Raw genomic sequence first — 22,045 nt, 5'->3', positions numbered from 1 at the left:
CACCGGAGCTCGTCCGCGCGGTGGACGGGTCGGAGTTCCGAGCCGGCCAGAGTTCCAGGCCGGTCGGAGTTCCAGGCCGCTCAGAGTTCCAGGCCGGTCAGGACCAGCACGCGCGGCTCGGTGAGGTCTTCCATCGCCGCGCGCAGGCCCTCGCGGCCGACACCGGACTCCTTCACACCGCCGTAGGGCATCTGGTCCGCGCGGTAGCTCGGCACGTCGCCGACGATCACGCCGCCCACCTGGAGCCGTTGCGCGGCACGGAAAGCCAGTCGCACGTCGGTGGTGAACAAGCCCGCCTGCAGGCCGTAGCGCGAGGCGTTGACGCGGTCGAACGCCTCTTCCACGCCCGCCACCCTGGTCAGCGTCACGACGGGGCCGAACACCTCCTCGGTGCTGACCTTCGCGTCCTCCGGCACGTCGGCCAGCACGGTGGGCGCGTAGACCAGGCCGTCGCGGGTGCCACCGGTGAGCACGGTCGCGGACGCCTCGCCGACCCACGCCTCCACGCGCTCGGCGGCGGCCTCGTTGATCAACGGGCCGACGTCGCCGGCCACGTCGAGCTCCCGCACGTGCCGCACCACGGCTTCCGCGAGCGCGTCGTAGACGTCGGTGTGCACGTAGAGGCGTTGCACCGAGATGCACGACTGGCCGGCCTGGTACATCGCGAACGTGGCGATGCGCTGCGCCGCGAACTCGAGGTCCGGCCAGTCGGGAGCGACGATCGCCGCCGCGTTGCCGCCGAGCTCGAGGGTGACGTGCTTGCGCGGCACGCGGTCCTTGATGCCCCAGCCGACCGGGCCGGAGCCGGTGAACGAGACCACCGGCAGGCGCGGGTCCTCGACCAGGCGCGCGGTGTCCTCGTTGGACAGGTGCAGCACGGACCACGCGCCGTCCGGCAGGTCGGTCTCCGCCAGCAGGTCGCCGAGCAGGAACGCGGCCTTCGGGGTGGCGGGAGCGGGCTTCAGCACGATCGGCGCGCCGACCGCGAGAGCCGGCGCCACCTTGTGCGCCACCAGGTTCAGCGGGAAGTTGAACGGCGCGATGCCCAGCACCGGGCCGCGGGGCACCCGGCGCAGCAGGGCGAGGCGGCCCTCCGCGGAGGGGTCGGTGTCGAGGCGCTGCAGCTCGCCGGAGAACCGGCGGGCCTCCTCGGCCGCCCAGCGGAACGTGGAGATCGCGCGGGTCACCTCGGCCCGCGCCCACTTGAGCGGCTTGCCGGAGTCGTCGTTGATGGCCTGCGCGAACTCCTCGGCGCGCTCGGCCAGGCGCCGCGACACGTGGTCCAAGGCGCTGGCACGGCGGTGCGCGGGCAGCGCGGCCAGATCGGGGGCGACCGCGGCCGCCTTGGCGACGGCGTTCTCGACGTCTTCCGGGGTGTGGAACGCGATCATGCGAGCAGGGCTCCTTCGAGCACGTCGAGGCCTTCGGCGAGCAGGCCGGCGGGGATGACCAACGGGGGAAGCAGACGGATCACGTTGCCGTAAGTGCCGCACGTCAGCACGACGACACCCTGTTCGTGGCACGCTTTCGCGACGCGAGACGCCACATCGGGCGTGCGTTCGGTGAACTCGATCGCCAGCATCGCGCCACGGCCGCGGATCTCGGCGATGAGGCCGGTCCTCCCGGCCACGGCCTTGAGCCGGCCGAGCACGGTCTCCTCGATGCGACGCGCGGCGGCGTTGAGGTCGCGCTCGCGCATGGTGCGGATGGCGCCGAGGGCTGCCGCACACGCCACGGGGTTGCCGCCATAAGTGCCGCCGAGCCCGCCGGTGTGCACGGCGTCCATGATCTCCGCGCGGCCCGTGACGGCGCCCAGCGGCAGTCCGCCCGCGATGCCCTTGGCCGTGGCGACCAGGTCCGGCACCACGGCCTCGTGGTCGGCGGCGAACCACGCGCCCGTGCGGCAGAAGCCGGTCTGGATCTCGTCGGCGACGAACAGCACACCGCGCTCGCGGCACCAGCCGGCCAGCGCGGGCAGGAAGCCCCCGGCCGGCACGACGAACCCGCCCTCGCCCTGGATCGGCTCGACCACGACCGCGGCGGTGTTGTCCGCGCCGACCTGCTTCTCGATCGCCTCGACGGCGCGCCGCGCGGCTTCGGCGCCGGTGAGGCCGTCGTGCAGCGGGTAGGAGCCGGGCACCCGGTAGACCTCGGGCGCGAACGGCCCGAACCTGTGCTTGTACGGCATGTTCTTGGCGGTCAGCGCCATCGTGAGGTTCGTGCGGCCGTGGTAGCCGTGGTCGAACACCACGACGGCCTGCCTGCCCGTGACGTGCCGGGCGATCTTGACCGCGTTCTCCACGGCCTCGGCGCCGGAGTTGACGAGGACCGACCGCTTCTCGTGCGGGCCGGGGGTGAGCCGGTTGAGCTCCTCGCAGACCTCCACGTAGCTCTCGTACGGCGTGACCATGAAGCAGGTGTGGCTGAACCTGTCGATCTGGGCGTGCACCGCCTCGGCCACCGCGGGCGCGGGGTTGCCGACGCCCGTGACGGCGATGCCGGAGCCGAGGTCGATGAGCTGGTTGCCGTCGACGTCGACGAGCAGGCCGTCGGCCGCGGAGTCGACGTGGACGGGCAGGACCGAGCCGACTCCCGCGGCGACGGCAGCCGTGCGCCGCGCCTGGAGCTCCAGTGATCTCGGGCCGGGGATCGCGGTCACCAGCCGGTTTCCGGGCAGCGGTCGGGTCATGTCCCCAGCATGGCCCTCATCGCGATCATGCGCAGTGGGCGAAGTGGCGATCCCGGAGCTGGAGGTTGTACAAACTGGCGGATGCCCATCACGCTGCACGACCTCGCCCGCTCGCTGGGACTGCCGGTGCTGGCCGGGGACGTGTCGAAGCCGGTCGCCTGGGTGCACGGCACGGAGCTGGCCGACCCCACCCCGTTCCTGGAGGGCGGCGAGCTGCTGCTCACGACCGGACTGGCCGGCACGGGGCCCGGCTACGTGCGGCGGCTCGTGCGGGCGGGGGTGGTCGGGCTCGGGTTCGGCACCGGGCTGGGGCACGACGTCGTGCCCGCGCGGCTGGTGGCGGCCGCCGCCGAGGCGGGGCTGGGGCTCGTCGAGGTGCCGCGCGAGGTGCCGTTCATCGCGATCAGCAAGGCGGTGTCGAAGGCGCTCGCCGCCGACGAGTACGCCGCGCTGACCAGGACCAGCGAGGCCCAGCGGGCGCTCACCGGCGCCGCGGTCCGCGCCGGTACCGCGGGCGTGGTCCGCCGGCTGGGCCGGTGGGTCGGCGGGTGGGTCGTCCTGCTCGACGCGGCGGGCGAGCCGGTGCACGCGCACAACCCCCGCCTCGTGCCGGACCTCACCGCCGGGGTGGCCAGGCTGCGGACGGCGGGCGGGCTCGCCAGCGCGGCGTTCGAGGCCGGGGGCGACCACGTGTTCCTGCAGGTGCTCGGCAGCCGGGCCAGGGGAGTGCTGGCGGTCGGCACGTCCACGCCCCTGGACGCCGCGGACGTCGGCATCGTCAACACCGCGGCCTCGCTGCTCACCCTCGCGCTCGCCCGCAACGACGCCGTCGACGCCGCCCGGCGCGAGCTGCGGTCGGGCCAGTTCCGCCTGCTGCTGGCCGGGCTCGGTGTCGACGGCCTGCCGGAGCGGTTCCGGGTGTTCCTCGCCGAGGAACCGCCCGCCACCGGCTTCTGGGCCGAGCACGACGGCCGGATCGTCGTGCTGGCGCAGGAGTCCGACGGGTTCGCTTCGTCCGAAGTGGACGCTTCGGAGGTGGCGCGCGGCTATCGCGAGGCCCGGCAGGCGCAGCAGGCCGGCGTCCGGCGGTTCGAGGACCTGGCCGGGAACGTGCGGCTCCCGGACGGGTTCGCCGAGGCCCTGCTCCGGCCGCTCGACGCGGAGACGCGCGAGACGGTGCGGGTCTGGCTCGCGCACCACGGCGCGTGGGACCCGGCGGCGGCCCGGCTCGGCGTGCACCGGCACACGGTGCGCAACCGGGTGCGCAAGGCCGAGGAGGCACTGGGCCGGTCGCTCGACTCGCCCGGCCTGCGCGCGGAGCTGTGGCTAGCCCTGCACCGCGAAGGTCAGTGAGGCGGTGTAGCCGGAGGCGGCGTCGCCCGACACGGTCGCCATCTGCCGGTCGACGCCGTCGCGGAACACCGCGTCCTGCTTGAGGGACGTCCGCGACATGTTCTGCACGCTGCGCGTGTAGCCGGCCGTGCCGTAGACCTCCTTGCACGTCGTCTCCGGCAGCGCGAGCTGCGAGGTCGTGATCTTGCTGCCCGCGGCGGTGGCCTCGGCGAGGCTCGGGTAGACCTCGAAGTGGACGTGCGGCCAGCGCCCCGCGTAGGCGCCGGGGAAGACGCTGACGAACCTCAGCTCCCCGGCCGGACCGGCCTCCTGCACGCCGCGCAGGAAGTTCTCGTCCTTCACGCGGTCGGAGTACATCGAGTAGTCGCCGTTGATGTCGCAGTGCCACAGGTACACGGCGGCTCCTGCGTAAGGCTTGCCGTCGAAGTGCTGGACCGTCAGCTCGATGGTCAGCGCCACGCCTTCGGCCGTGCGGGTCGAGGAGCCGAAGCTCGACCGGATGTCCGAGCGCACGATCCCGCTCTGCGTGAGCGCGTTCGGGCCGTTGGAGCCGTCACCGGGATAGGGGCCGGCGGTCTCCTCGGGAATCGCGTCCAGCGGTGCGCCGCCGGCCGGGCTCGTCGTGCCGGCCGGGTTTGTCGTGCTGTTCGGGCTCGTCGTGGTCGACGGGGCGCACGCCACGAGGGTGAGGCCCGCGCCGCCGATCAGCGACAACGCCCGCCTGCGGCCGATGAGCGTGGCGAGGTCGTACTGGAGGCCGCGGTCGTGGTTGTCCGTCATGGCAACCAGACTGCGGTCGTTCCCTGTGAGCAGCCTGTGCGGCAGCTGTCACCGCGGTAGCGGCACCGCGGTGCTCCCGCGACCGCGCGTTCCGGGCGGAAGCGCCCCGGCCGGTGAGGGGGTTCGGCCGGGACGCTTCCTGGCTGGTGATCGGCCCGCGAATTCCGGGACTCGTTTTCGCCGGGAGGCGGAATTGTTCCCCGAACACGCCGGTGGCTATCACGGAGTATTCACGGAGTGGTCCTCGCCACGTGTCCTGCGCGACTCGCGTTCGACTACGGCCGCCCGGTCGATCTCGGCGTGCGGCACATCGAGCGCGGCACTGATCCAGGCGCGCCAGTAGGGGCCGGGAATGCGTTTTCCGCGTTCCCACCTCGACACTTCTTCACGGGTGACGCTGTCGTTTTGTGAGATCTCGCACAACAGGTCCGCGAGGTCGCGCTGGGTGAGGCCCTGCTCTCGCCGTGCCTGGGGAATCAAGGTTGTGATCGGCGGGGTGTCCTGGTGCTCGTGGGCTTGGGGGGCTGCCTTGAGCACGGTTCTGCTCCGTTTCGGTGAGATGGCTGGTGTGCCTTCCACCTTGCCGCAGAACCGCGTGGTTCGGTCCGTGCATTGCGGTGATACCGGCGGTCGTTGAAACTTCGCGTACTACCGGAATCGGCCGATCGGATGTTCGGGTGAAACGCAACTGGGCCAATGGGGTGTGCGCACTCGCAATGGGTGCGGCTGGTTAGTGTGAGCAAGACCTGATCTTGCGAAGGCAATGACCGGGATGTGAAGGTGGAGGAAATGCTCTCGACGGTCGAAGTGGTGCAGGTGTTCCTGGCGAGGTTGGCGGCCCAGGACGCATCGGGCATCGCGCGGTTGTGCGCACCGACCGTGGAATGGGAGGCGCCCGACCCGAACGGCGTCCGCTGGTCGTCCGGCCCGCGCACCCGGCGCGAGGTCGAGTCGCAGTTCCTGACCCTGTTCGCGACGTTCGGGCTGGAGCGGCTCTCGGTGCGGCAGGTCATCGTCGACGGGGCGGACGCGGCGGTGGTCGGCGCGGCCCGCTGGCGGGTCCTCGCCACGGACGCGCAGGTGGAGATGCGCTTCGCCGGGGTGTTCTCGGTGCACCTGGGGGAGATCGAGCAGTACTGGCAGATGCCGGACACGCTGGCCGCGGCCGTCGCGACCGGCGCGGCGCGGACCGGGGCATGAGCGTCCAACGCGAGAGGGCGACGCACACGCGGGCCAGGCTCCTGCGGGCGGCCGCCGAGGTGTTCGACCGCGACGGGTTCGCCGGCTCCAGCCTCACCGCCGTGTGTGCGCGGGCCGATGTGTCGAAAGGAGCGCTGTACTGCCACTTCCGCTCGAAGGAGGCGCTCGGGGTCGCGATCATCGAGGAGCAGTCGCTGCTGTGGCACCGGTTGCGCGACGAACAGCTCGCCGTCGAGACGTCACCGATCCAGGCGTTGATCGCGATGTCGTTCGAGTTCGTCAGCAGGCTCGAGACCGACCTCACCGTGCGGGTGAGCGCGAAGCTGTTGCGCGAGGCCGTGTTCTTCGACGTCGCGGCGGCGGCGCAGGTGATCGGCTGGGTCGCGGTGGTGCGCGACCTGCTGTCGCTGGCGCGCGAGCGCGGTGAGCTGAGGCCCGAGGTGAACGTGCGGCACACGGCCGAGCAGTTCGTGGCGGAGCTGCTCGGGTTGCAGTTCGTGGCGCAGGCCCTGAGCGGCGGCACCGACCTGCGCACCCGGCTCTCGCGGGTGTGGCGGGCGTCGGCCGGCTGCCTGGTGACCGCGCCCGTCTACGCCAGGCTGCGCTTCGAGTGACGGTCGTCTCGACCCAATCGAGACAGGAATGACCGGTCGCACCCGCGCGGTTGTGCCCCTCGTCCGGCAGGGACCTGCATCTTCGGGAGCGGTTGTGGAACGCAGCATCGTCGTCGTGGACCCGTACGCGGCGGGCAGGGGCATCGCGCCCGCGTTCGCCCGGCGTGGTGTCGAGGCGATCGCGGTGCTGACCAGCCCGCAGCCACCCGCGGGGCCGTCGAGGACGTGGAACCCGGCCGGCTACCGCGAGGTCCACGTCCTGACCGACCTCGACGAGCTCGCCGGGAAGCTGGCTGCGCACGACCCGATCGCCGTCGTGCCGGGCACCGAGACCGGCGTCGAGGCCGCGGAGACGTTGTCGGAGCTGATCGTGCCGGGCCGGTCGAACGTCCTGGCGCTGTCGTCCGCGCGCCGCGACAAGTGGCAGACGGCCGTGGCCCTGCGCACCGCCGGCGTGCCGCACCTGCGCCGGATCAGCTCGGACTCGGCCGACGAGGTGGCGGCCTGGCTGCGCCGCGAGGGGCTGGAGGGCACGCCGATCGCGCTGGAACCGCGGGCGGGCGGCACCGGCGACGTGGTCGTGGTGCAGCCGGGCGGCGACTGGCGGGCCGAGTTCCTCCGGTCTCTCAGGCGCGTCCGGGGGTCGAGGAACCGCAAGGTGCTCGTCCGGGAGATCGCGGTGGGCACCGGGTACGAGGTCGACACCTACTCGGTGGACGGCCGGCACGGCCTGGCCGCGGTCTGGCGCCGCGCCAAGGGAGGCCAGACCGACGTCCACCTGTCGAACACGCTCGTCAGCGCGGACGACCGGGTCGTCGACGTGCTCCTCGCCTTCGTGCGCCAGGTGCTCGACGCGACCGGCGTGCGCAACGGTCCCGCGCACGCCGAGGTCGTGATCACCGCCGACGGGCCGCTCTTGGTCGAGGTCAGCGCCGGGCTGGCGGGCGCGGAGCGGCAGGAGCTGGCGTTGCTCGGCACGCGGGAGAGCCAGATCACCCGGATGGTGCGTCACCGCGTGGACGGTGACACCTCCGTGGGCCGCTACTCGCGGCACCTGCACGTGAAGACCGTGTACCTCTCATCACCCGCCGCCGGCGAGCTGTGCAACGCGATCCGCTTCGACGAGCTGGCCTCGCTCCTGCCGACCTGGCACCGCGCCGTGCTGCCGTACCGCGAGGGGTCGACGGTTCCGCGCACCCAGGACCTGCGGACCTCGCTGGGCCGCGTGGTGCTCGCGACGACCGACGCCGAGCAGCTCGAGCGGGACGAGGCGGTGCTCCGGAAGATCGAAGCCGAGCTCATCGTGGTGTGATACCGGGGGTGTCCTGGGTAGCCGGGATTCCACGCGAACAGTTAGGTTTGCCGCGCTACGAGTGGAGGCCCATGAGCGCACCTTGGGACGGCGACCTGACCGGGGCGGTGGTCGACGACCGCTACGTGATCGGCTCGCTGCTCGGATCCGGTGGCATGTCCGAGGTCTACCGCGCCTACGACCGCTCCACGACGTCCTCGGTGGCGATCAAGATCTTCACCGGCCCCGGCCTGCCCGACGACGAACTGCGCCTGCAGCGCGAGGCCTCGATGCTGACGGCGCTGGACTGCCCCGGCATCATCCCGGTGTACGCGACCGGGTCGCTGTCGCGCCGCCCGTACTTCGTGATGCGTGAGATCACCGGCGGCACGCTGCGCCAGCGCATGCGCGAGCCGCTGCCGCCCCGGTTCGTCGCGCGGATCGGCGGCCAGATCGCCTCGGTGCTCGACCACGTGCACGGCCTGGGCGTCGTGCACCGCGACATCAAGCCGTCGAACATCCTCCTCGACGACGAGGAGAAGCAAGCCTACCTGGCCGACTTCGGCCTCGCGCTGGTGGCCGACGTGACGCGGGTGACCACGTCCGGCATCCTGGTCGGCACCGCCGGCTACCTGTCACCGGAACAGGTGCGCGGCACGGACGTCGGCCCGGCGGCGGACATCTACTCGCTCGGCCTGGTGCTGCTCGAGTGCCTGACCGGCCGGACCGAGTACCCCGGCGGCGACGCCGAGGCCGCCCTGGCCCGCCTCGCCCGCCCGCCGCGGATGCCGGTCGGCCTGCCGCAGGCCTGGCTCTCGCTGCTGGCCGCGATGACGGACATGGACCCGGCTCGCCGCCCGACGGCCGCGCAGTGCGCCCGGTCGCTGATCGCGGCCCACGAGGCGAGCCGCGGGCTGCCCGCGTTGCTGCCCGACGCGGCCGCGGCGCCGGAAGCGGAGGTGCCGCGCCCGCGACGCGGCAAGCGCCTGGCGATCACGGCGGCGGCCGCGGTGGCCGTGACGGCGCTGGCGGCGGCGGTGGCGAACCTCGGCCGGGACGAGGCTCCCGCCGCGGACCAGCCGGTGACGCCGGACGCGCGGACGCAGGTGGTCACGGTGACGCCGTCGACGGTGACCGTGGTCCACACGCCGGGTGCCCCGGACGTGTCCTCGGCACCGGACGCACCGGTGCCGGACGGTCAGGTGCCCCAGGGGCAGGCGCCGGACGCGCCGGGGGCGCCGCAGCCGGGGGCAGACCTCTCCGGCTCGGCGGCGACCGCCCCGTCCGCTGACGGTGGCACGCCGCCTGCCGCCACGGCTCGGCCCGGCAAGGAGGACAAGGGGAAGGCCTCGGAGGCGCCGGGCCAGACGCGGGTTCCCAAGCCGTAGGCGCGCACCGTCCGGGGAAGGGCCGTCACGCGGTACGGGCCGGGAGCCCTCAGGCGCCGGACTCGGTCACGTCGGCGAACGGCAGGTCCGACAGCTCCGCCCGCAGCGAGTCCAGGTCCGGGTACACCGCGGACGCCCCGCGGTCGATCAGCTCGTCCTCGCTCACCCCGCCGGTCAGCAGTCCGATCGACGGCAGCCCGGCCCGTCCGGCGGCCTCGCAGTCCCACACCGAGTCGCCCACCACGACCGCGCGCGTGCTGTCGACCTGGCTCAGCGCCACCTGGATGAGGTCCGGCGCCGGCTTGCTGGACTCGACGTCGTCGGAGGAGGTCCAGGCGACGTCGCCGGGGTCGATGAGCTTCAGGTAGTGCTCGATGTGCTTGCGCTTGCCCGAGCTCGCGAGCACCACGGTGAGACCGAGGCCGGTCGCGGCGCGGACCAGGCGGTGGGCGCCCTCGAAGGGCTGGATCTCGTCCAGCACCTCGTCGAAGTGGCGCTCCCACGCGGCGCGCAGCTCGTCGCCGTGGTCCTGCTCGACCTTGTCGCCCGCCACCGCGGCCACCAGCCTGTCGCCGCCCATGCCGATGGCGCGGTGCACGCGCCAGGCGGGCACGGTGACGTCGATGCCGCGGAAGGCGCGCAGCCACGCGACCGTGTGGTGGTAGTTGGTGTCGACCAGGGTGCCGTCCACGTCGAGGACCAGGGTGTTGCTCATGGAGCAGGTTTGCCCGCGCCCCTACCTCGGCAAACCCACCAGCTCGCGAGTGTCCTGGAGGGACGCCACCTCGCGTCGCAGCACGCCGTCGAGCCAGTGCGCGTCCGACATCCACGTCTGGTTGGTGTTCAGGCAGACGTGCACGGACGAGCGGTAGACCGACAGCGCGATGCCCACGGCGTGTCCTGGGGCGACGGGAGCCACCGGGTACATCTCGCACAGCGCGGCGCCGTCGAGGGACAGCGGCACGGACGGCAGCGGCACCGACGTCACCAGCGTGTCGAACAGCAGCGGGGCGCAGCGGCCCATCACCGGCGCGGCCAGGCGGTGCACGAGCGGTGGCACCTTGTCGGCGAGCAGGGGCAGCGCGCCGGCACCGCGGTCGGGACCCGCGGCCTTCGCCGCCTCCATCTGCGCGCGGATCTTCCGCAGCCGGTCGGCCGGGTCCGCCGAGCCGACCGGCAGCGAGACCAGGAAACCGGAGATCTGGTTGCCCCGTGCCGCGTCGCCGGAGCGCGAGCGCTGGTTGACCGGGATCAGGGCGCGCACGACCGAGGAGGAGCCCGCGCTGTCGTGCGCGGAGAGCCAGTGCCGCAACGCACCCGTCACCAGGGCGAGCAGCACGTCGTTCACCGTGCCGCCGTGGGTGCGCCGGATCCGGTGCACGTCCGCGAGGTCCAGCCGCGACATCACCACGCGGCGCGGCCGGGTGGACGCCGTCAGCACCGGCGAGTGCAACGTCGGCGGACGGGTGTTCAGCAGCACCGACGAGGCGATGCCGATCGTGTCCCTGATCCCGCGCAGGGACGGGACCACGGACCTCTGCACCGGCTTCGGCGAGTCCGGAATGGACAGTCGTGAGTCGTCGAAGAGCCGCAGCCCCAACGCGACCGCCTTCATGCCGTCGCACAACGAGTGGTGCAGCTTCGCCACGACCGCGAACCGTCCACCCGCGAGCCCCGTGACCACGTGCAGCTCCCACGGCGGCCGCGCGAGGTCCAGCGGCTGCGCCATGAGGTGGGACACCAGGGTGGTGAACCGCTCCCTGCCGCGCACGTGGTGCGTGAAGACGTGGTCCTCCGGTGCGAAGCCGGGATCCTCCACCCAGCGCGCGCCGCCCAGCAACGAGGTGCGCGCCCGCTGGCGCAGGCGCGGGATCTCCTGCGCCCGTTCGCACAGCACGGAGGCGATGCGAGCCGGGTGCACCGCGGTGGCGGGCGCGAAGGTCGCGACGGCGCCGAGGTGCAACGGGTTCGCGTTGCCCTCCATGGCGAGGAAGGCGATGTCGAGGGGGGAGAGGTGGTCTGTCATAGGGGTGCCAGGCAACCAGGTCCGCGTGTCGCCCGCATTGCGGTGAGATGGCGGCGACTCCCTACCGCCCCAAGTACACTCGAACGGTGGTACCGGTGTGACTCGTGTGAGTGCGAACCAGGTCACACAGCAGGTTCACCATCACGATCCCGAAGCCGGACAGGCCGGTGAACGAGGGCGGGAAGCCCTTGCCGGAGTCGCTCACCTCGGCCACGACGGTGTTCCCCTCGCGCCACAACCGCAGCACCCCGCGGCCCGACGCGTGCAGGATGCTGTTCGTCGCCAGCTCGTTCACCGCGAGCACGAGGTCCTCGACCTGTTCGCGGCGCAGCCAGTGCGCGTACGCCGCCACGACCCTGCGCATGTGCGCGAGCGTGCTGACGGAGAACGAGTGCTCCTCCGCGGTGGCGGGCGGGGGCGGTAGCGGGACGTTGTAGATGTGCGCGAGGCCGGACGGGTCGGTGTAGCGCTCGCTCGGCAACCGCCGGCCGCCCTCGATCACGACCGGGTGGGTGCGCCGCGCGTTCTCCAGCACGTGACCGGGCAAGGTCCCCGCGTCGTACGGGCAGAGGACGACGCCCCGCCGTCCCTCGAACGCCGTGTTGATCAGCGCCTCGTGCTGGACGCACGCCGGGTACTCGAGCTCGGTGCGGCCGGGCCACACCGGCTCGCCGACCACGCGGAACCGGTGCTCGGTGCTCGCGCTGAACGCCATCAGCACGCCGGGGATGATCCGGCCGGGGTTGCGGCCCGCCTCGGTCATGTCGATGAAGTGCACCTGGTCGGCGTGCGCGCCCAGGCGTGCGCGGAGCAGGCCGATGCTCCTCTCCCTGACCGCCACCAGCACGGGCTCGCCGTTCTGCACGCCCTCCGCGACGAACTCGGCCGTACCGGTGAGGAACTCGTCCTCGTCCCGGTAGAACAGGGCTTCGTGTGCGAACGGCGCGGCGGAGTTCATCGGCTTCCCGGTGGGTCGGTGGCTCAGGGCAACTCCTCATTCTGCTCCTGGCAACAGTGTTTCAGCGGGGGCCAGCCCGGTGGTTCCGAGCTCCTCCAGGCCGGTGCGCCGTCACCCGACCGGGTGAGCCCGTCGGAGTGCGCCCCGCCGCGGCCCCGGCGTGCGGGCGGGGGAAACCCCGGGCAGACTCGCCGTTGTCGGGGCAGAGCGAGGAGGTGACGCCGTGATCGGCCACTACACGCTGACCGGGCCGCAGGACGCGCCGGTGCTGGTGCTCGGCAACGCGCTCGGCACGACCACCGAGCTGTGGCGCGAGTTCTCGCTGCCCTTCCGCCTGCTGCGCTTCGACCACCGCGGGCACGGCGCCAGCGCGCCCGTTCCCGGCCCCTTCGCCATCGAGGACCTGGCGGCCGATGTCCTGGAGTTGTTGGACCACTTGGAATTGCGGCACGTGTACTACTGCGGCGTGTCCCTCGGCGGCATGGTCGGCATGTGGCTCGCCGCGCACACCGACCGGATCTCACGCCTCGCGCTGATGTGCACGACCGCGTGGTACCCGGACAAGTCGCTCTGGGACGAGCGGATCGAGGTGCTGAGCACGCGCGGGATGGAACCCCTCGCGGACTCGATCGTCTCGCGCTGGTTCACCCCGGCGTTCTCCCCGGCCGTGGCCGCGCGCTTCCGCGCCCGGCTGCTGGAGGTCGACGTGCCGTCCTACATCGGGTGCGCCGGGGCGATCCGGGACATGGACCTGCGGCCGGACCTCGCGAAGATCGAAGCGCCCACCGTGGTGATCGCGGCGGCGCAGGACCAGGCGGCACCGCCGGAGTTCGCCCGGCAGCTCGCGGACGAGCTGCCGTCCTCTGAGCTCTACGTCGTCGGCGACGCGGCGCACCTGGCGGTCGTCGAGGCGCCCCGCACGATCTCGGTCATCCTCGACGACCACTTCGGCAACGGTTAGACGGGAGCCAGGGGCCGGTGCGGTCCGGCCGGCGGCTCGACCCGGATCTCGTCGCCGGGACGCACGACGCCACCGGTGAGCACGATCGACATGATCCCCGCGCGCCGGACGAGCTCGCCGCCGGGACCCCGGCCGGCGACCTCCTTCAACAGACCTCGGGAGAACCGGTTGATCTGCACGCACGGGTTGCGCAGCCCGGTCACCTCGACGACGGCGTCGGGACCCAGGTGCAACAACGTTCCCGTGGGCAGGCCGAGCAGGTCGACGCCCCGCGTGGTGATGTTCTCGCCGATGGCGCCCGGCTCGACGTCGTGACCTTTGCCGCGCAGCTCGTCGAGGAGCTCGGCGTGGATCAGGTGCACCTGGCGCAGGTTCGGCGCTGTCGGGTCCTTCGCGACGCGCGACCGGTGCTTCACGGTGACGCCCTGGTGGACGTCGCCGTCGACACCGAGACCGGCGAGCAGGGTGATGCTCTCGCGCACCGGTTTGGTGAACGTGTACTCCTCATTGCGGCTGACCGCTGTGACAACCCCCATGACAGCGATTGTGCAGGATCAATCGAGACGGGATCGATGCTCTGTTCGGCCTAGCCGGAACCATGTCCGGGAGATCGCTCGAACTGTGCCCCCACGGCGCTTCCGCGCTCGTCCGGCGGGCTCTAGCTGCGGCGATGTGAGCAGCCGTGGAAACGCTCCCACGAAGTTCCGGCAGGAGTCTTGACTAATGCTCACGTCAGGCTGTTGACTCCGTCACACCTCAGCGGAACCGGTTACGGAACCGGTTCCAGAGGCGGCGGAAGGAAGTTCGGCATGCGTGTCACGATCGCAGAGGTCGCCCAACGCGCCCAGGTGTCCAAAGCGACCGTGTCACGTGTGCTGAACGGAAAGCCGGACGTGGACGCCTCCACGGCGCAACGCGTCCGGAAGGTCATCGACGAGATCGGCTACGTGCCCAGCGCCCGTGCCGTCGGTCTCGCGCGGGGTCGCACCCGCACGGTCGCCATGCTCGCGCCGTCTCTCACGTGGCCGTGGATGGGCGAGGTCCTGCAGGGCATCGTCGACACGCTCGAAGCCGACGGCTACGGACTGCTGCTCCACACGCTGAACCGCGGGCCGGAGTCGCTCAACCAGTTCGCGAACCACGTGTCCGCCAACGCTTTCGACGGGCTGCTGGTGGTCGAGCCACCGGACGCCCTGCACTACATCTCCACGCTCTACCGGGCGGGGCTGCCGGTCGTCATGATCGACGACCGCGGCTCGCACCCGGAGTTCCCCTCGGTGACGACGACGAACCGGCAGGGAGGCGCGGACGTCGCGAGGCACCTCGTCGCGGCGGGCCGCCGCAGGTTCGCCGTCGTCACCGGCCCACCGCACTTCGGGTGCACCCAGGCGCGGCTGGACGGGTTCCGGCTCGCCCTGGCCGAAGCGGGCCTGACGCTGCACCCGGATCTGGTCGTCGACGGCGACTTCACCCAGGAAGGCGGTGAAGTGGCCGTGGACAAGCTCGTCGCCAGTGGCATCCCGTTCGACGCCGTGTTCGCGCAGAACGACCTCTCGGCGGTCGGTGTGCTGCGGGCGCTGCGTGAATCCGGCAGGACCGTCCCCGGTGACGTGTCCGTGGTCGGTTTCGACGACGTCCCGCTCGCGGGACACACCGAACCCCGGCTGACGACGATCCGCCAGCCGCTGCAGGAGATGGGCGCCGCCGCCGCGCGGATGCTGCTCTCCACGCTCGAGGGACAGCCGATGCCCGACCACCCGCTGGTGCTGCCGACCTCGTTGATCGTGCGCGAATCCGCGCCCTGACCCACCACAACTGAACGAACCGGCCGGACCGCACGCGGTCTGGCTAGTTCGCCGTACGCATGAGAGAGCGCTCTCATGCGACCGTCGTATCGGGAGACTCCCCCATGCGCAGAACAGTCATCGTCGCGTTGGCACTGGCGCTCGCGGCGACCGGTTGCTCCTCTGGTGGCGCCACCAAGGCTTCCGGGGTGCTGACCGTGGGCATGCCCAACGGGCCGCTGACCGAGAACCACAACCCGTTCCTGCCCACGTCGGCGGCGGGTTCCCTCGGTTACCGCTACCAGATCTACGAGCCGCTCGCGTTCGTCAACAACACCCGCCCGGCGCAGGACCCCGTGCCGTGGCTCGCGACGAAGTGGGACTGGACCGACAACTACAAGAAGGTCACCTTCACGCTCCGGGAGAACGTGAAGTGGTCCGACGGCAAGCCGCTGACGGCCGCCGACGTCGCCTTCTCGTACGAGATCCTCAAGAAGTGGCCCGCGCTCAACAACCGCGACTCGCTCAAGGTCGAGGCCGCGACGGCGACGCCGGACGGCAAGGTCGAGGTCACGTTCCCCTCGCCGCAGTTCGTGAACCGCAACAAGGTCATCAGCGCGATGGTCGTGCCCCAGCACATCTGGGGCACCGTGCCGGACCCGACGACCTACACGAACCCGAACCCGGTCGGCACCGGTCCGTACCAGCTCAAGTCGTTCACCTCGCAGACCGTCACGATCGCGCGGCGCGCCGAGTACTGGCAGGAGCTGCCCAAGGTCCCGGAGATCCAGTACACCTCGTACAACGACAACACGGCGCAGACCACCGCGCTGGCGTCGGGTGCGAGCCAGTGGTCCTACGTCTTCATCCCGGACTACCAGAAGCTGTACGTGGACAAGGACCCGGCGCACCACAAGATCTGGTTCCCGGCCGGCCTCGGCATCCACGGCCTGTGGCTGAACACCACGATCGCGCCGTTCGACAACGCGGCGCTGCGCTCGGCGATGAGCGACGTGATCGACCGCGAGGCGATCTTCGTCCGCGGCGAGGCGCGCCTGTTCCCGAAGCTCGAGTCGCCGACCGGCATGCCGCTTCCCGCCGGTGAGAGCTTCCTCGCGCCGGAGTACAGGGACGCGCGCTTCAAGATCGACGTCGACGGGGCGAAGCAGAAGCTCACCGCGGCCGGCTTCACCTTCGAGGGCGACGTGCTCAAGGCGCCCGGCGGCAAGCCCGTCACGATCGAGCTGACCAACCCGTCCGGCTGGTCGGACTACCTGACGGTGCTCGACATCATCAAGAGCGACCTGAAGAAGATCGGCATCGAGGCGACCGTGCGCACGCAGACCGCGGACGCGTGGACCACCGACTTCGCGAACGGCGTGTTCCAGGGCTCGCTGCGCTGGACCAACACCGGCGCGACGCCGTACGAGATGTACCAGAACATCATGGACGCGGCCGAGATCAAGCCGGTCGGGCAGACCGCGGCGGTGAACTTCGGCCGCTACAACAACCCGGAGGCCACCGCGGCGCTGGCGGAGTACGCCAACGCCGCCGACGACGCCACGCGCGCCAAGAACCTCGCCGTGCTGCAGAAGATCATGGTCGAGCAGGTGCCGATGATCCCGACCTCCGCGGGTCCGATCGGCGCGGAGTACAGCACGAAGCACTGGGTCGGCTGGCCGTCGGAGGAGGACCCGTACGGTCCGCCGCAGGCGACCCTGCCCAACGCCCTGCAGATCGTCATGAAGCTGAAGCCCGCGGGGTCGTAGATGAACGAGGTCGCGCTGGAAGCGAAAGGTCTGGTCAAGACCTACAAGCGCGTGCGCGCGGTGCAGGACGTCTCCATCGTCCTGCGCCGTGGGCGCGTGACCGCCCTCGTCGGCGAGTCGGGATCGGGCAAGTCGACGGTGGCGAAGCTGCTGGCGCGGCTGGTCGAGCCCACCTCGGGTGAGATCCTGCTCGACGGCGAGAAGGTGCGGCGGGTCCGGGAGTACCGGCGCAAGGTCCAGATGGTGTTCCAGGACCCGTTCGCGTCGCTCAACCCGGTCCACACCATCCGCTACCACCTGACCCGGCCGCTGAAGATCCACAAGCGGCCGGAGACGGTGGAGCAGCTGCTGGAGCGGGTGAACCTTCCCGCCGACTTCGCCTCGCGGTACCCGTACGAGCTGTCGGGCGGCCAGCGGCAGCGCGTCGCCATCGCGCGGGCGCTGGCCGCCCACCCCGAGGTGCTGCTCGCCGACGAGCCGGTGTCCATGCTGGACGTCTCCATCCGGCTCGGTGTGCTGAACCTCCTGCTGGACCTCAAGGAACGGCTCAAGCTCGCGGTCCTCTACATCACCCACGACATCGCGTCGGCGCGCTACTTCGCGGACGAGACGTTCGTGATGTACGGCGGGCAGATCGTCGAGGGCGGCGACAGCGAGACCGTGACGCAGCGGCCGGCGCACCCGTACACGCAGTTGCTGATCGAGTCCGCGCCCGACCCGGAGCGGTCGGTGATCGCGCTGGACGCGCCGCCGGAGGAGACCGGCGAGGTCTCCGCGGGCTGCCGGTTCGCGCCGCGGTGCCCGAAGGTGCAGTCCCGGTGCTGGACCGACGCGCCACCGCGCACCGAGATCGACTCCTCGGGGCACTGGGCGGCGTGCTGGCTCTACGTGGAGGCGGTATGACGTTCCTGCTGCGCCGTGCGCTGTTCTACCTGGTCACCCTGTGGGCGGCGATCACGATGAACTTCCTGCTGCCGCGCCTGCTGCCGGGCGACCCGGTGCAGGCGATGATCACCAAGCTGGGCGGCAGGCTGAACAGCGACGCCATGGCCTCGCTGTACGTCCTGTTCGGACTCGACGAGCAGAAGTCGATCTGGGCCCAGTACGTGGACTACTGGGCCGCGCTGCTGCGCGGTGACCTCGGGCTGTCGTTCACGTTCTTCCCGACGCCGGTCGCCGACGTGCTCTCGCAGTCGCTGCCGTGGACGCTCGGCCTGGTCGGCGTCACGACGGTCATCGCGTTCCTGCTCGGCACCCTGCTGGGCGTCTACGCGGGGTGGCGCCGTGGTTCGTGGCTGGACTCGCTGATCCCGGTGACGACGTTCCTGTCGTCGATCCCGTACTTCTGGCTCGGGCTGATCGCGATCTCGGTGTTCTCCGTGACGTGGCCGCTGCTGCCGGCGTCCGGCGGGTACGCGGCCGGGCTCGTGCCGGAGTTCTCCGGCGAGTTCATCGGCAGCGTCCTGGAGCACGCCGTCCTGCCCGGCGTCACGATCGTCGTGAGCTCGGTGGCGGGCTGGATCCTGGGCATGCGCAACATGATGGTGACCGTGACGGCGGAGGACTACGTGCTCGTCGCGAAGGCCAAGGGCCTCTCGCAGCGGCGGATCATGTTCGCCTACGCCGCGCGCAACGCCGTGCTGCCGTCGATCTCCGGTTTCGCGCTGTCGCTCGGGTTCATCGTCGGCGGCGCGCTGCTGGTGGAGATGGTCTTCTCCTACCCGGGCCTGGGGTACGTGCTGTTCCAGGGCATCGGGGCGAAGGACTACCCGCTGATGCAGGGCGTGTTCCTGGTGATCACCCTGGCCGTGCTGGTGGCGAACCTGCTCGCGGACATCGGCTACCTGCTGCTCGACCCGCGCACGCGACGGGAGGGGTGATCCGCTCGTGAACTTCAAGACGAAGCTGGGCCTCGGGGTGCTGGCCTTCTTCACGCTGATCGCGGTGATCGGCGAGTGGATAGCGCCGTACGACCCGTCCGCGATGGGCGACGACCTGCTGTCGCCGCCCTCGGGCGCGCACTGGTTCGGCACGACCATGACCGGGCAGGACATCTTCTCCCAGGTGCTCGTCGGCACCAGGGGGGTGATGGTCGTCGGGCTGGTCTGCGGTGTGCTCGCGACCTTCCTGTCGATCCTGGTCGGGGTGACCGCCGGGTTCCTCGGTGGCGCCGCCGACGAGGCGTTGTCCATGCTGTCCAACGTCTTCCTGGTCATCCCGGCGCTGCCGCTGATCATCATCGTGGCGTCGATGCTGCCGTCGGCGGACACCGTGCTGATCGCGGCGGTGATCTCGCTGACCGCGTGGGCGTGGGGTGCGCGGGTCCTGCGGGCGCAGACGATGTCGTTGCGGCGGCGCGACTTCGTGGAGGCCGCGCGGGCGTCCGGTGAGCGGACCTGGCGCATCATCGTGTTCGAGGTGCTGCCCAACCTGACGGCGGTGATCGCGTCCGGCTTCGTCGGCACGGTGATCTTCGCGGTCATGCTGCAGATCACCCTGTCGTTCGTCGGCGTCGTGTCGCTGTCAACCTGGAACTGGGGAACGATCCTGTTCTGGGCGCAGAGCAACCAGGCGCTCGGCCAGGGCGCATGGTGGTGGTTCGTCCCCGCCGGCCTGTGCATCGCCCTGCTCGGCACGGCACTGGCCCTGATCAACTTCGGGATCGACGAGTACGCGAATCCACGGCTGCGGAAGGTGCGCGCATGAGCCCGGTGCTGGAGATCCGCGATCTCTCGGTGGACTACGGAACGCTGCGGGCCGTGCACGACGTCACGCTGTCCCTCAACGCGGGCGAGGTGCTCGGCCTCGCGGGGGAGAGCGGCAGCGGCAAGTCGACGCTGGCCTACGCCGCGACCCGCCTGCTGCAACCGCCGGGGCACGTGCCGTCCGGCCAGGTGCTGTTCAAGGGGCAGGACCTGCTCTCGCTCACCGAACGGCAGTTGCGGGGGCTGCGCTGGAACGAGATCGCGATCGTGTTCCAGGGCGCGATGAACGCCCTGAACCCGGTGATCTCGGTCGGCACGCAGATCGACGACGTGCTGCGCACCCACCGGCCGGCGATGGCCAGGGCCGCTCGCACCGCCCGCGGCCGCGAGCTGCTGTCGCTGGTCGGCATCCCGGTCGACCGGCTGGGGGCCTACCCGCACCAGCTCTCCGGCGGCATGCGGCAGCGCGTGATGATCGCGATGGCGCTCGCGCTGGAGCCCGAGATCGTCATCATGGACGAGCCGACCACGGCGCTGGACGTGGTGGTGCAGCGGCAGATCCTCGGCCAGATGATGAGGCTGCGCGAGACGCTGGGATTCTCGGTCATCTTCATCACGCACGACATCTCGCTGCTGGTCGAGTTCTCCGACCGCATCGCGATCATGTACGGCGGCCGGGTGGTCGAGGAGGCGCCGGCGGCGGAGATCTACCGCGCCGCCAAGCACCCGTACAGCCAGGGCCTGCTGTCGTCGTTCCCGGCGCTGCGCGGCCCGCGCAGGGAGCTGCGCGGCATCCCCGGCTCACCGCCGGACCTGCGCTCGATGCCGACCGGCTGTCCGTTCCACCCGCGGTGCCCGCACGCGATGGACGTCTGCGGCGAGCGGATGCCGCCCCTCGACTCCGTCGAGGCGAGCCGCCGCGTGGCGTGCTGGTTGGAGGGAGCGCGTGTCTGAGGTGACCGAGGGCCTGCCCCCGGACTTCTTCTGGGGCGTCGCCACGTCGGCGTACCAGATCGAGGGTGCCCACGACGAGGACGGCCGGACACCGTCCATCTGGGACACGTTCTGCCGCCGTCCCGGCGCTGTCGCCAACGGCGAGAACGGCGACGTGGCCTGCGACCACTACCACCGCATGCCCGCGGACGTGGCGATGATCGCCCGCCTGGGCGTGGACAAGTACCGCTTCTCCGTGTCGTGGCCGCGGGTCCAGCCCGGTGGGCGCGGGCCGGTGAACCGCAAGGGGATCGACTTCTACTCCCGGCTCGTGGACGCGTTGCTGGAGAAGGGGATCGACCCCTGGCTGACGCTGTACCACTGGGACCTGCCGCAGGAGCTGGAGGACGCCGGCGGGTGGCCGCACCGCGACACCGCCCACCGGTTCGCCGAGTACGCGGAGCTGGTGCACGACGCGCTGGGTGACCGCGTGCCGACGTGGACGACGCTGAACGAGCCGTGGTGCTCGGCGATGCTCGGGTACGACACCGGCCGCCACGCGCCAGGCCGCAAGAACTTCGGCGAGGCCGTGCGGGCCGTGCACCACCTGCTCCTGGCCCACGGGCTGGCCGGGCAGGTGCTGCGCTCCCTCGGCGTGGCGTCCCTGGGCATCACGCTGAACATGGGCGTCCACACGCCCGCCTCCGACGACCCGCGCGATGTCGACGCGGCACGCCGCGCCGACGGCCTGGGCACCCGGATCTACCTCGACCCGCTGGTGCACGGCCGCTACCCGGAGGACGTGCTCGCCGACATCGCCGAGCGCGGCGCCGAGATCCCCGTCCGCTCCGGCGACCTGGCGGTCATCTCGACGCCGCTGGACGTGGTGGGCGTCAACTACTACACCTCGCACGTCCTGAAGGCCTCCGACGACCCGGCCGTGCCCGAGGTGGTGCCGCAGGGACGCCCGGCGACCGCGATGGGCTGGGAGATCGTGCCGGAGGGGTTCACCCGGCTGCTGGTCCGGCTCCAGCAGGACTACGGCGTGCCGATGGTGATCACCGAGAACGGTGCCGCCTTCGACGACCTGTCCGTCGAGGACGGGTACGTGGCCGACACCGATCGCGTGGACTACCTGTCCTCGCACATCGCCGCTGTCGCGGCCGCGGTGCGGGCCGGGGCCGATGTGCGGGGGTACCTGGCCTGGTCGTTGATGGACAACTTCGAGTGGGGGTACGGGTACGCCAAGCGGTTCGGGCTCGTCCGGGTCGATTACGAGACCCAGGTGCGGACTTTGAAGCGTAGTGCGCAGTGGTACCGGGAGTTGATCAGTCGGTTCCGGGGGTAGGGGTTCTGTTGCGGGGCGTTTTCGGGGCTCCGCCCCGGACCCCGCCAATCCGATCCAGGACCGGCCGGCGTCGCTCTCAGGCTGATGGCACGCCTGTTGGTGTGGGCGGCTTGCTGTTGCGTGGGTTTTTGGGCCACCCGCCCCGTGTGGGAAAGACGGCTCGCCTTCGGCCTCGCGTGAGATGAGGGGGCCGTGGGGGTCCGTCCTGGTGGTTGTTGAGCGGTCATGGGGGGTGTGGGTGACCTG

General features: G+C 71.3%; 21 protein-coding genes. 13 read left to right on the top strand and 8 right to left on the bottom strand.

Translation table 11 applies throughout. The features are described from left to right. Positions 1-80: 80 nt before the first annotated feature. Both BMW88_RS26250 and gabT read right to left on the bottom strand, forming a co-directional pair. Positions 81-1,391, bottom strand: a complete 1,311-nt coding sequence (locus BMW88_RS26250) for an aldehyde dehydrogenase family protein (protein WP_089955143.1) — start codon at positions 1,389-1,391, stop codon at positions 81-83. Further along, positions 1,388-2,689, bottom strand: coding sequence for a 4-aminobutyrate--2-oxoglutarate transaminase (gene gabT, locus BMW88_RS26245; protein WP_089955141.1), 1,302 nt, complete (start codon positions 2,687-2,689; stop codon positions 1,388-1,390). Before gabT ends, BMW88_RS26250 begins: the two co-directional genes overlap by 4 nt. A gap of 81 nt (positions 2,690-2,770) precedes the next feature. Between gabT and BMW88_RS26240 the strand changes: the two genes are divergently transcribed. Further along, the gene (locus BMW88_RS26240; RefSeq protein WP_089955139.1) at positions 2,771-4,042 is read left to right on the top strand and encodes a PucR family transcriptional regulator; all 1,272 of its coding nucleotides are present in this window, start codon (positions 2,771-2,773) and stop codon (positions 4,040-4,042) included. Here the strand turns inward: BMW88_RS26240 and BMW88_RS26235 are convergent. Next, complete coding sequence (locus BMW88_RS26235; protein ID WP_089955136.1) at positions 4,016-4,822, bottom strand: dioxygenase family protein; 807 nt, start codon at positions 4,820-4,822, stop codon at positions 4,016-4,018. The two genes, BMW88_RS26240 and BMW88_RS26235, sit on opposite strands and share 27 nt — an antisense overlap. A gap of 219 nt (positions 4,823-5,041) precedes the next feature. Next, complete coding sequence (locus BMW88_RS26230; protein ID WP_089955133.1) at positions 5,042-5,359, bottom strand: helix-turn-helix domain-containing protein; 318 nt, start codon at positions 5,357-5,359, stop codon at positions 5,042-5,044. Between the two features lie 252 nt (positions 5,360-5,611). Between BMW88_RS26230 and BMW88_RS26225 the strand changes: the two genes are divergently transcribed. The 4 genes from BMW88_RS26225 (at position 5,612) to BMW88_RS26210 (ending at position 9,315) form a co-directional block, all read left to right on the top strand. Next, positions 5,612-6,022 (top strand): nuclear transport factor 2 family protein, encoded by a 411-nt coding sequence (locus tag BMW88_RS26225; protein WP_143116247.1) that lies wholly within the window; start codon positions 5,612-5,614, stop codon positions 6,020-6,022. Further along, the gene (locus BMW88_RS26220; protein WP_089955129.1) at positions 6,019-6,636 is read left to right on the top strand and encodes a ScbR family autoregulator-binding transcription factor; all 618 of its coding nucleotides are present in this window, start codon (positions 6,019-6,021) and stop codon (positions 6,634-6,636) included. Before BMW88_RS26225 ends, BMW88_RS26220 begins: the two co-directional genes overlap by 4 nt. Before the next feature lie 94 nt (positions 6,637-6,730). Continuing rightward, positions 6,731-7,948, top strand: a complete 1,218-nt coding sequence (locus BMW88_RS26215) for an ATP-grasp domain-containing protein (protein ID WP_177221329.1) — start codon at positions 6,731-6,733, stop codon at positions 7,946-7,948. Positions 7,949-8,019: 71 nt separating this feature from the next. Further along, positions 8,020-9,315: a serine/threonine-protein kinase gene (locus BMW88_RS26210; protein ID WP_089955126.1), complete on the top strand. Its 1,296-nt coding sequence runs from the start codon at positions 8,020-8,022 to the stop codon at positions 9,313-9,315. Positions 9,316-9,364: 49 nt separating this feature from the next. Here BMW88_RS26210 and BMW88_RS26205 read toward each other — a convergent pair whose 3' ends face one another. The 3 genes from BMW88_RS26205 to BMW88_RS26195 all read right to left on the bottom strand — a co-directional run bounded on the left by BMW88_RS26205 (position 9,365) and on the right by BMW88_RS26195 (position 12,299). Next, positions 9,365-10,030 carry an HAD family hydrolase gene (locus BMW88_RS26205; RefSeq protein ID WP_089955124.1) on the bottom strand — a complete coding sequence of 222 codons (666 nt, stop codon included), beginning with the start codon at positions 10,028-10,030 and terminating at the stop codon, positions 9,365-9,367. Positions 10,031-10,051: 21 nt separating this feature from the next. Continuing rightward, the gene (locus BMW88_RS26200; protein WP_089955122.1) at positions 10,052-11,341 is read right to left on the bottom strand and encodes a wax ester/triacylglycerol synthase family O-acyltransferase; all 1,290 of its coding nucleotides are present in this window, start codon (positions 11,339-11,341) and stop codon (positions 10,052-10,054) included. Between the two features lie 61 nt (positions 11,342-11,402). Then, positions 11,403-12,299: an anti-sigma factor RsbA family regulatory protein gene (locus BMW88_RS26195; RefSeq protein WP_089955119.1), complete on the bottom strand. Its 897-nt coding sequence runs from the start codon at positions 12,297-12,299 to the stop codon at positions 11,403-11,405. Between the two features lie 223 nt (positions 12,300-12,522). On the opposite strand from BMW88_RS26195, the gene BMW88_RS26190 reads away from it, so the two are divergent. Then, entirely contained in the window at positions 12,523-13,260 is a 738-nt protein-coding gene (locus BMW88_RS26190) for an alpha/beta fold hydrolase (protein WP_089955118.1), read from the top strand. Here BMW88_RS26190 and BMW88_RS26185 read toward each other — a convergent pair. Then, a complete protein-coding gene (locus tag BMW88_RS26185) occupies positions 13,257-13,796 on the bottom strand; it encodes an MOSC domain-containing protein (RefSeq protein WP_089955116.1) in 540 nt (179 codons plus the stop codon). The two genes, BMW88_RS26190 and BMW88_RS26185, sit on opposite strands and share 4 nt — an antisense overlap. 273 nt (positions 13,797-14,069) lie before the next feature. On the opposite strand from BMW88_RS26185, the gene BMW88_RS26180 reads away from it, so the two are divergent. From BMW88_RS26180 to BMW88_RS26155, 7 genes are all read left to right on the top strand, one after another. Next, complete coding sequence (locus BMW88_RS26180; protein ID WP_089955113.1) at positions 14,070-15,065, top strand: LacI family DNA-binding transcriptional regulator; 996 nt, start codon at positions 14,070-14,072, stop codon at positions 15,063-15,065. Positions 15,066-15,169: 104 nt separating this feature from the next. Next, positions 15,170-16,813, top strand: a complete 1,644-nt coding sequence (locus tag BMW88_RS42130) for an ABC transporter substrate-binding protein (protein WP_177221327.1) — start codon at positions 15,170-15,172, stop codon at positions 16,811-16,813. Then, positions 16,814-17,716, top strand: a complete 903-nt coding sequence (locus BMW88_RS44500; protein WP_177221325.1) for an ABC transporter ATP-binding protein — start codon at positions 16,814-16,816, stop codon at positions 17,714-17,716. Further along, positions 17,713-18,693, top strand: a complete 981-nt coding sequence (locus tag BMW88_RS26170) for an ABC transporter permease (RefSeq protein WP_089955112.1) — start codon at positions 17,713-17,715, stop codon at positions 18,691-18,693. Before BMW88_RS44500 ends, BMW88_RS26170 begins: the two co-directional genes overlap by 4 nt. Positions 18,694-18,700: 7 nt before the next feature. Continuing rightward, positions 18,701-19,519 (top strand): ABC transporter permease, encoded by an 819-nt coding sequence (locus BMW88_RS26165; protein ID WP_218148215.1) that lies wholly within the window; start codon positions 18,701-18,703, stop codon positions 19,517-19,519. Continuing rightward, positions 19,516-20,472 carry an ABC transporter ATP-binding protein gene (locus tag BMW88_RS26160; protein WP_089955110.1) on the top strand — a complete coding sequence of 319 codons (957 nt, stop codon included), beginning with the start codon at positions 19,516-19,518 and terminating at the stop codon, positions 20,470-20,472. The genes BMW88_RS26165 and BMW88_RS26160 overlap by 4 nt, the downstream gene beginning before the upstream one ends. Further along, entirely contained in the window at positions 20,465-21,799 is a 1,335-nt protein-coding gene (locus BMW88_RS26155; protein ID WP_089955107.1) for a GH1 family beta-glucosidase, read from the top strand. The genes BMW88_RS26160 and BMW88_RS26155 overlap by 8 nt, the downstream gene beginning before the upstream one ends. Positions 21,800-22,045: the final 246 nt, after the last annotated feature.

The organism is Lentzea xinjiangensis, from assembly GCF_900110955.1.
Classification (GTDB): domain Bacteria; phylum Actinomycetota; class Actinomycetes; order Mycobacteriales; family Pseudonocardiaceae; genus Lentzea; species Lentzea xinjiangensis.
This window is presented reverse-complemented; position numbering and strand designations above follow the sequence as displayed.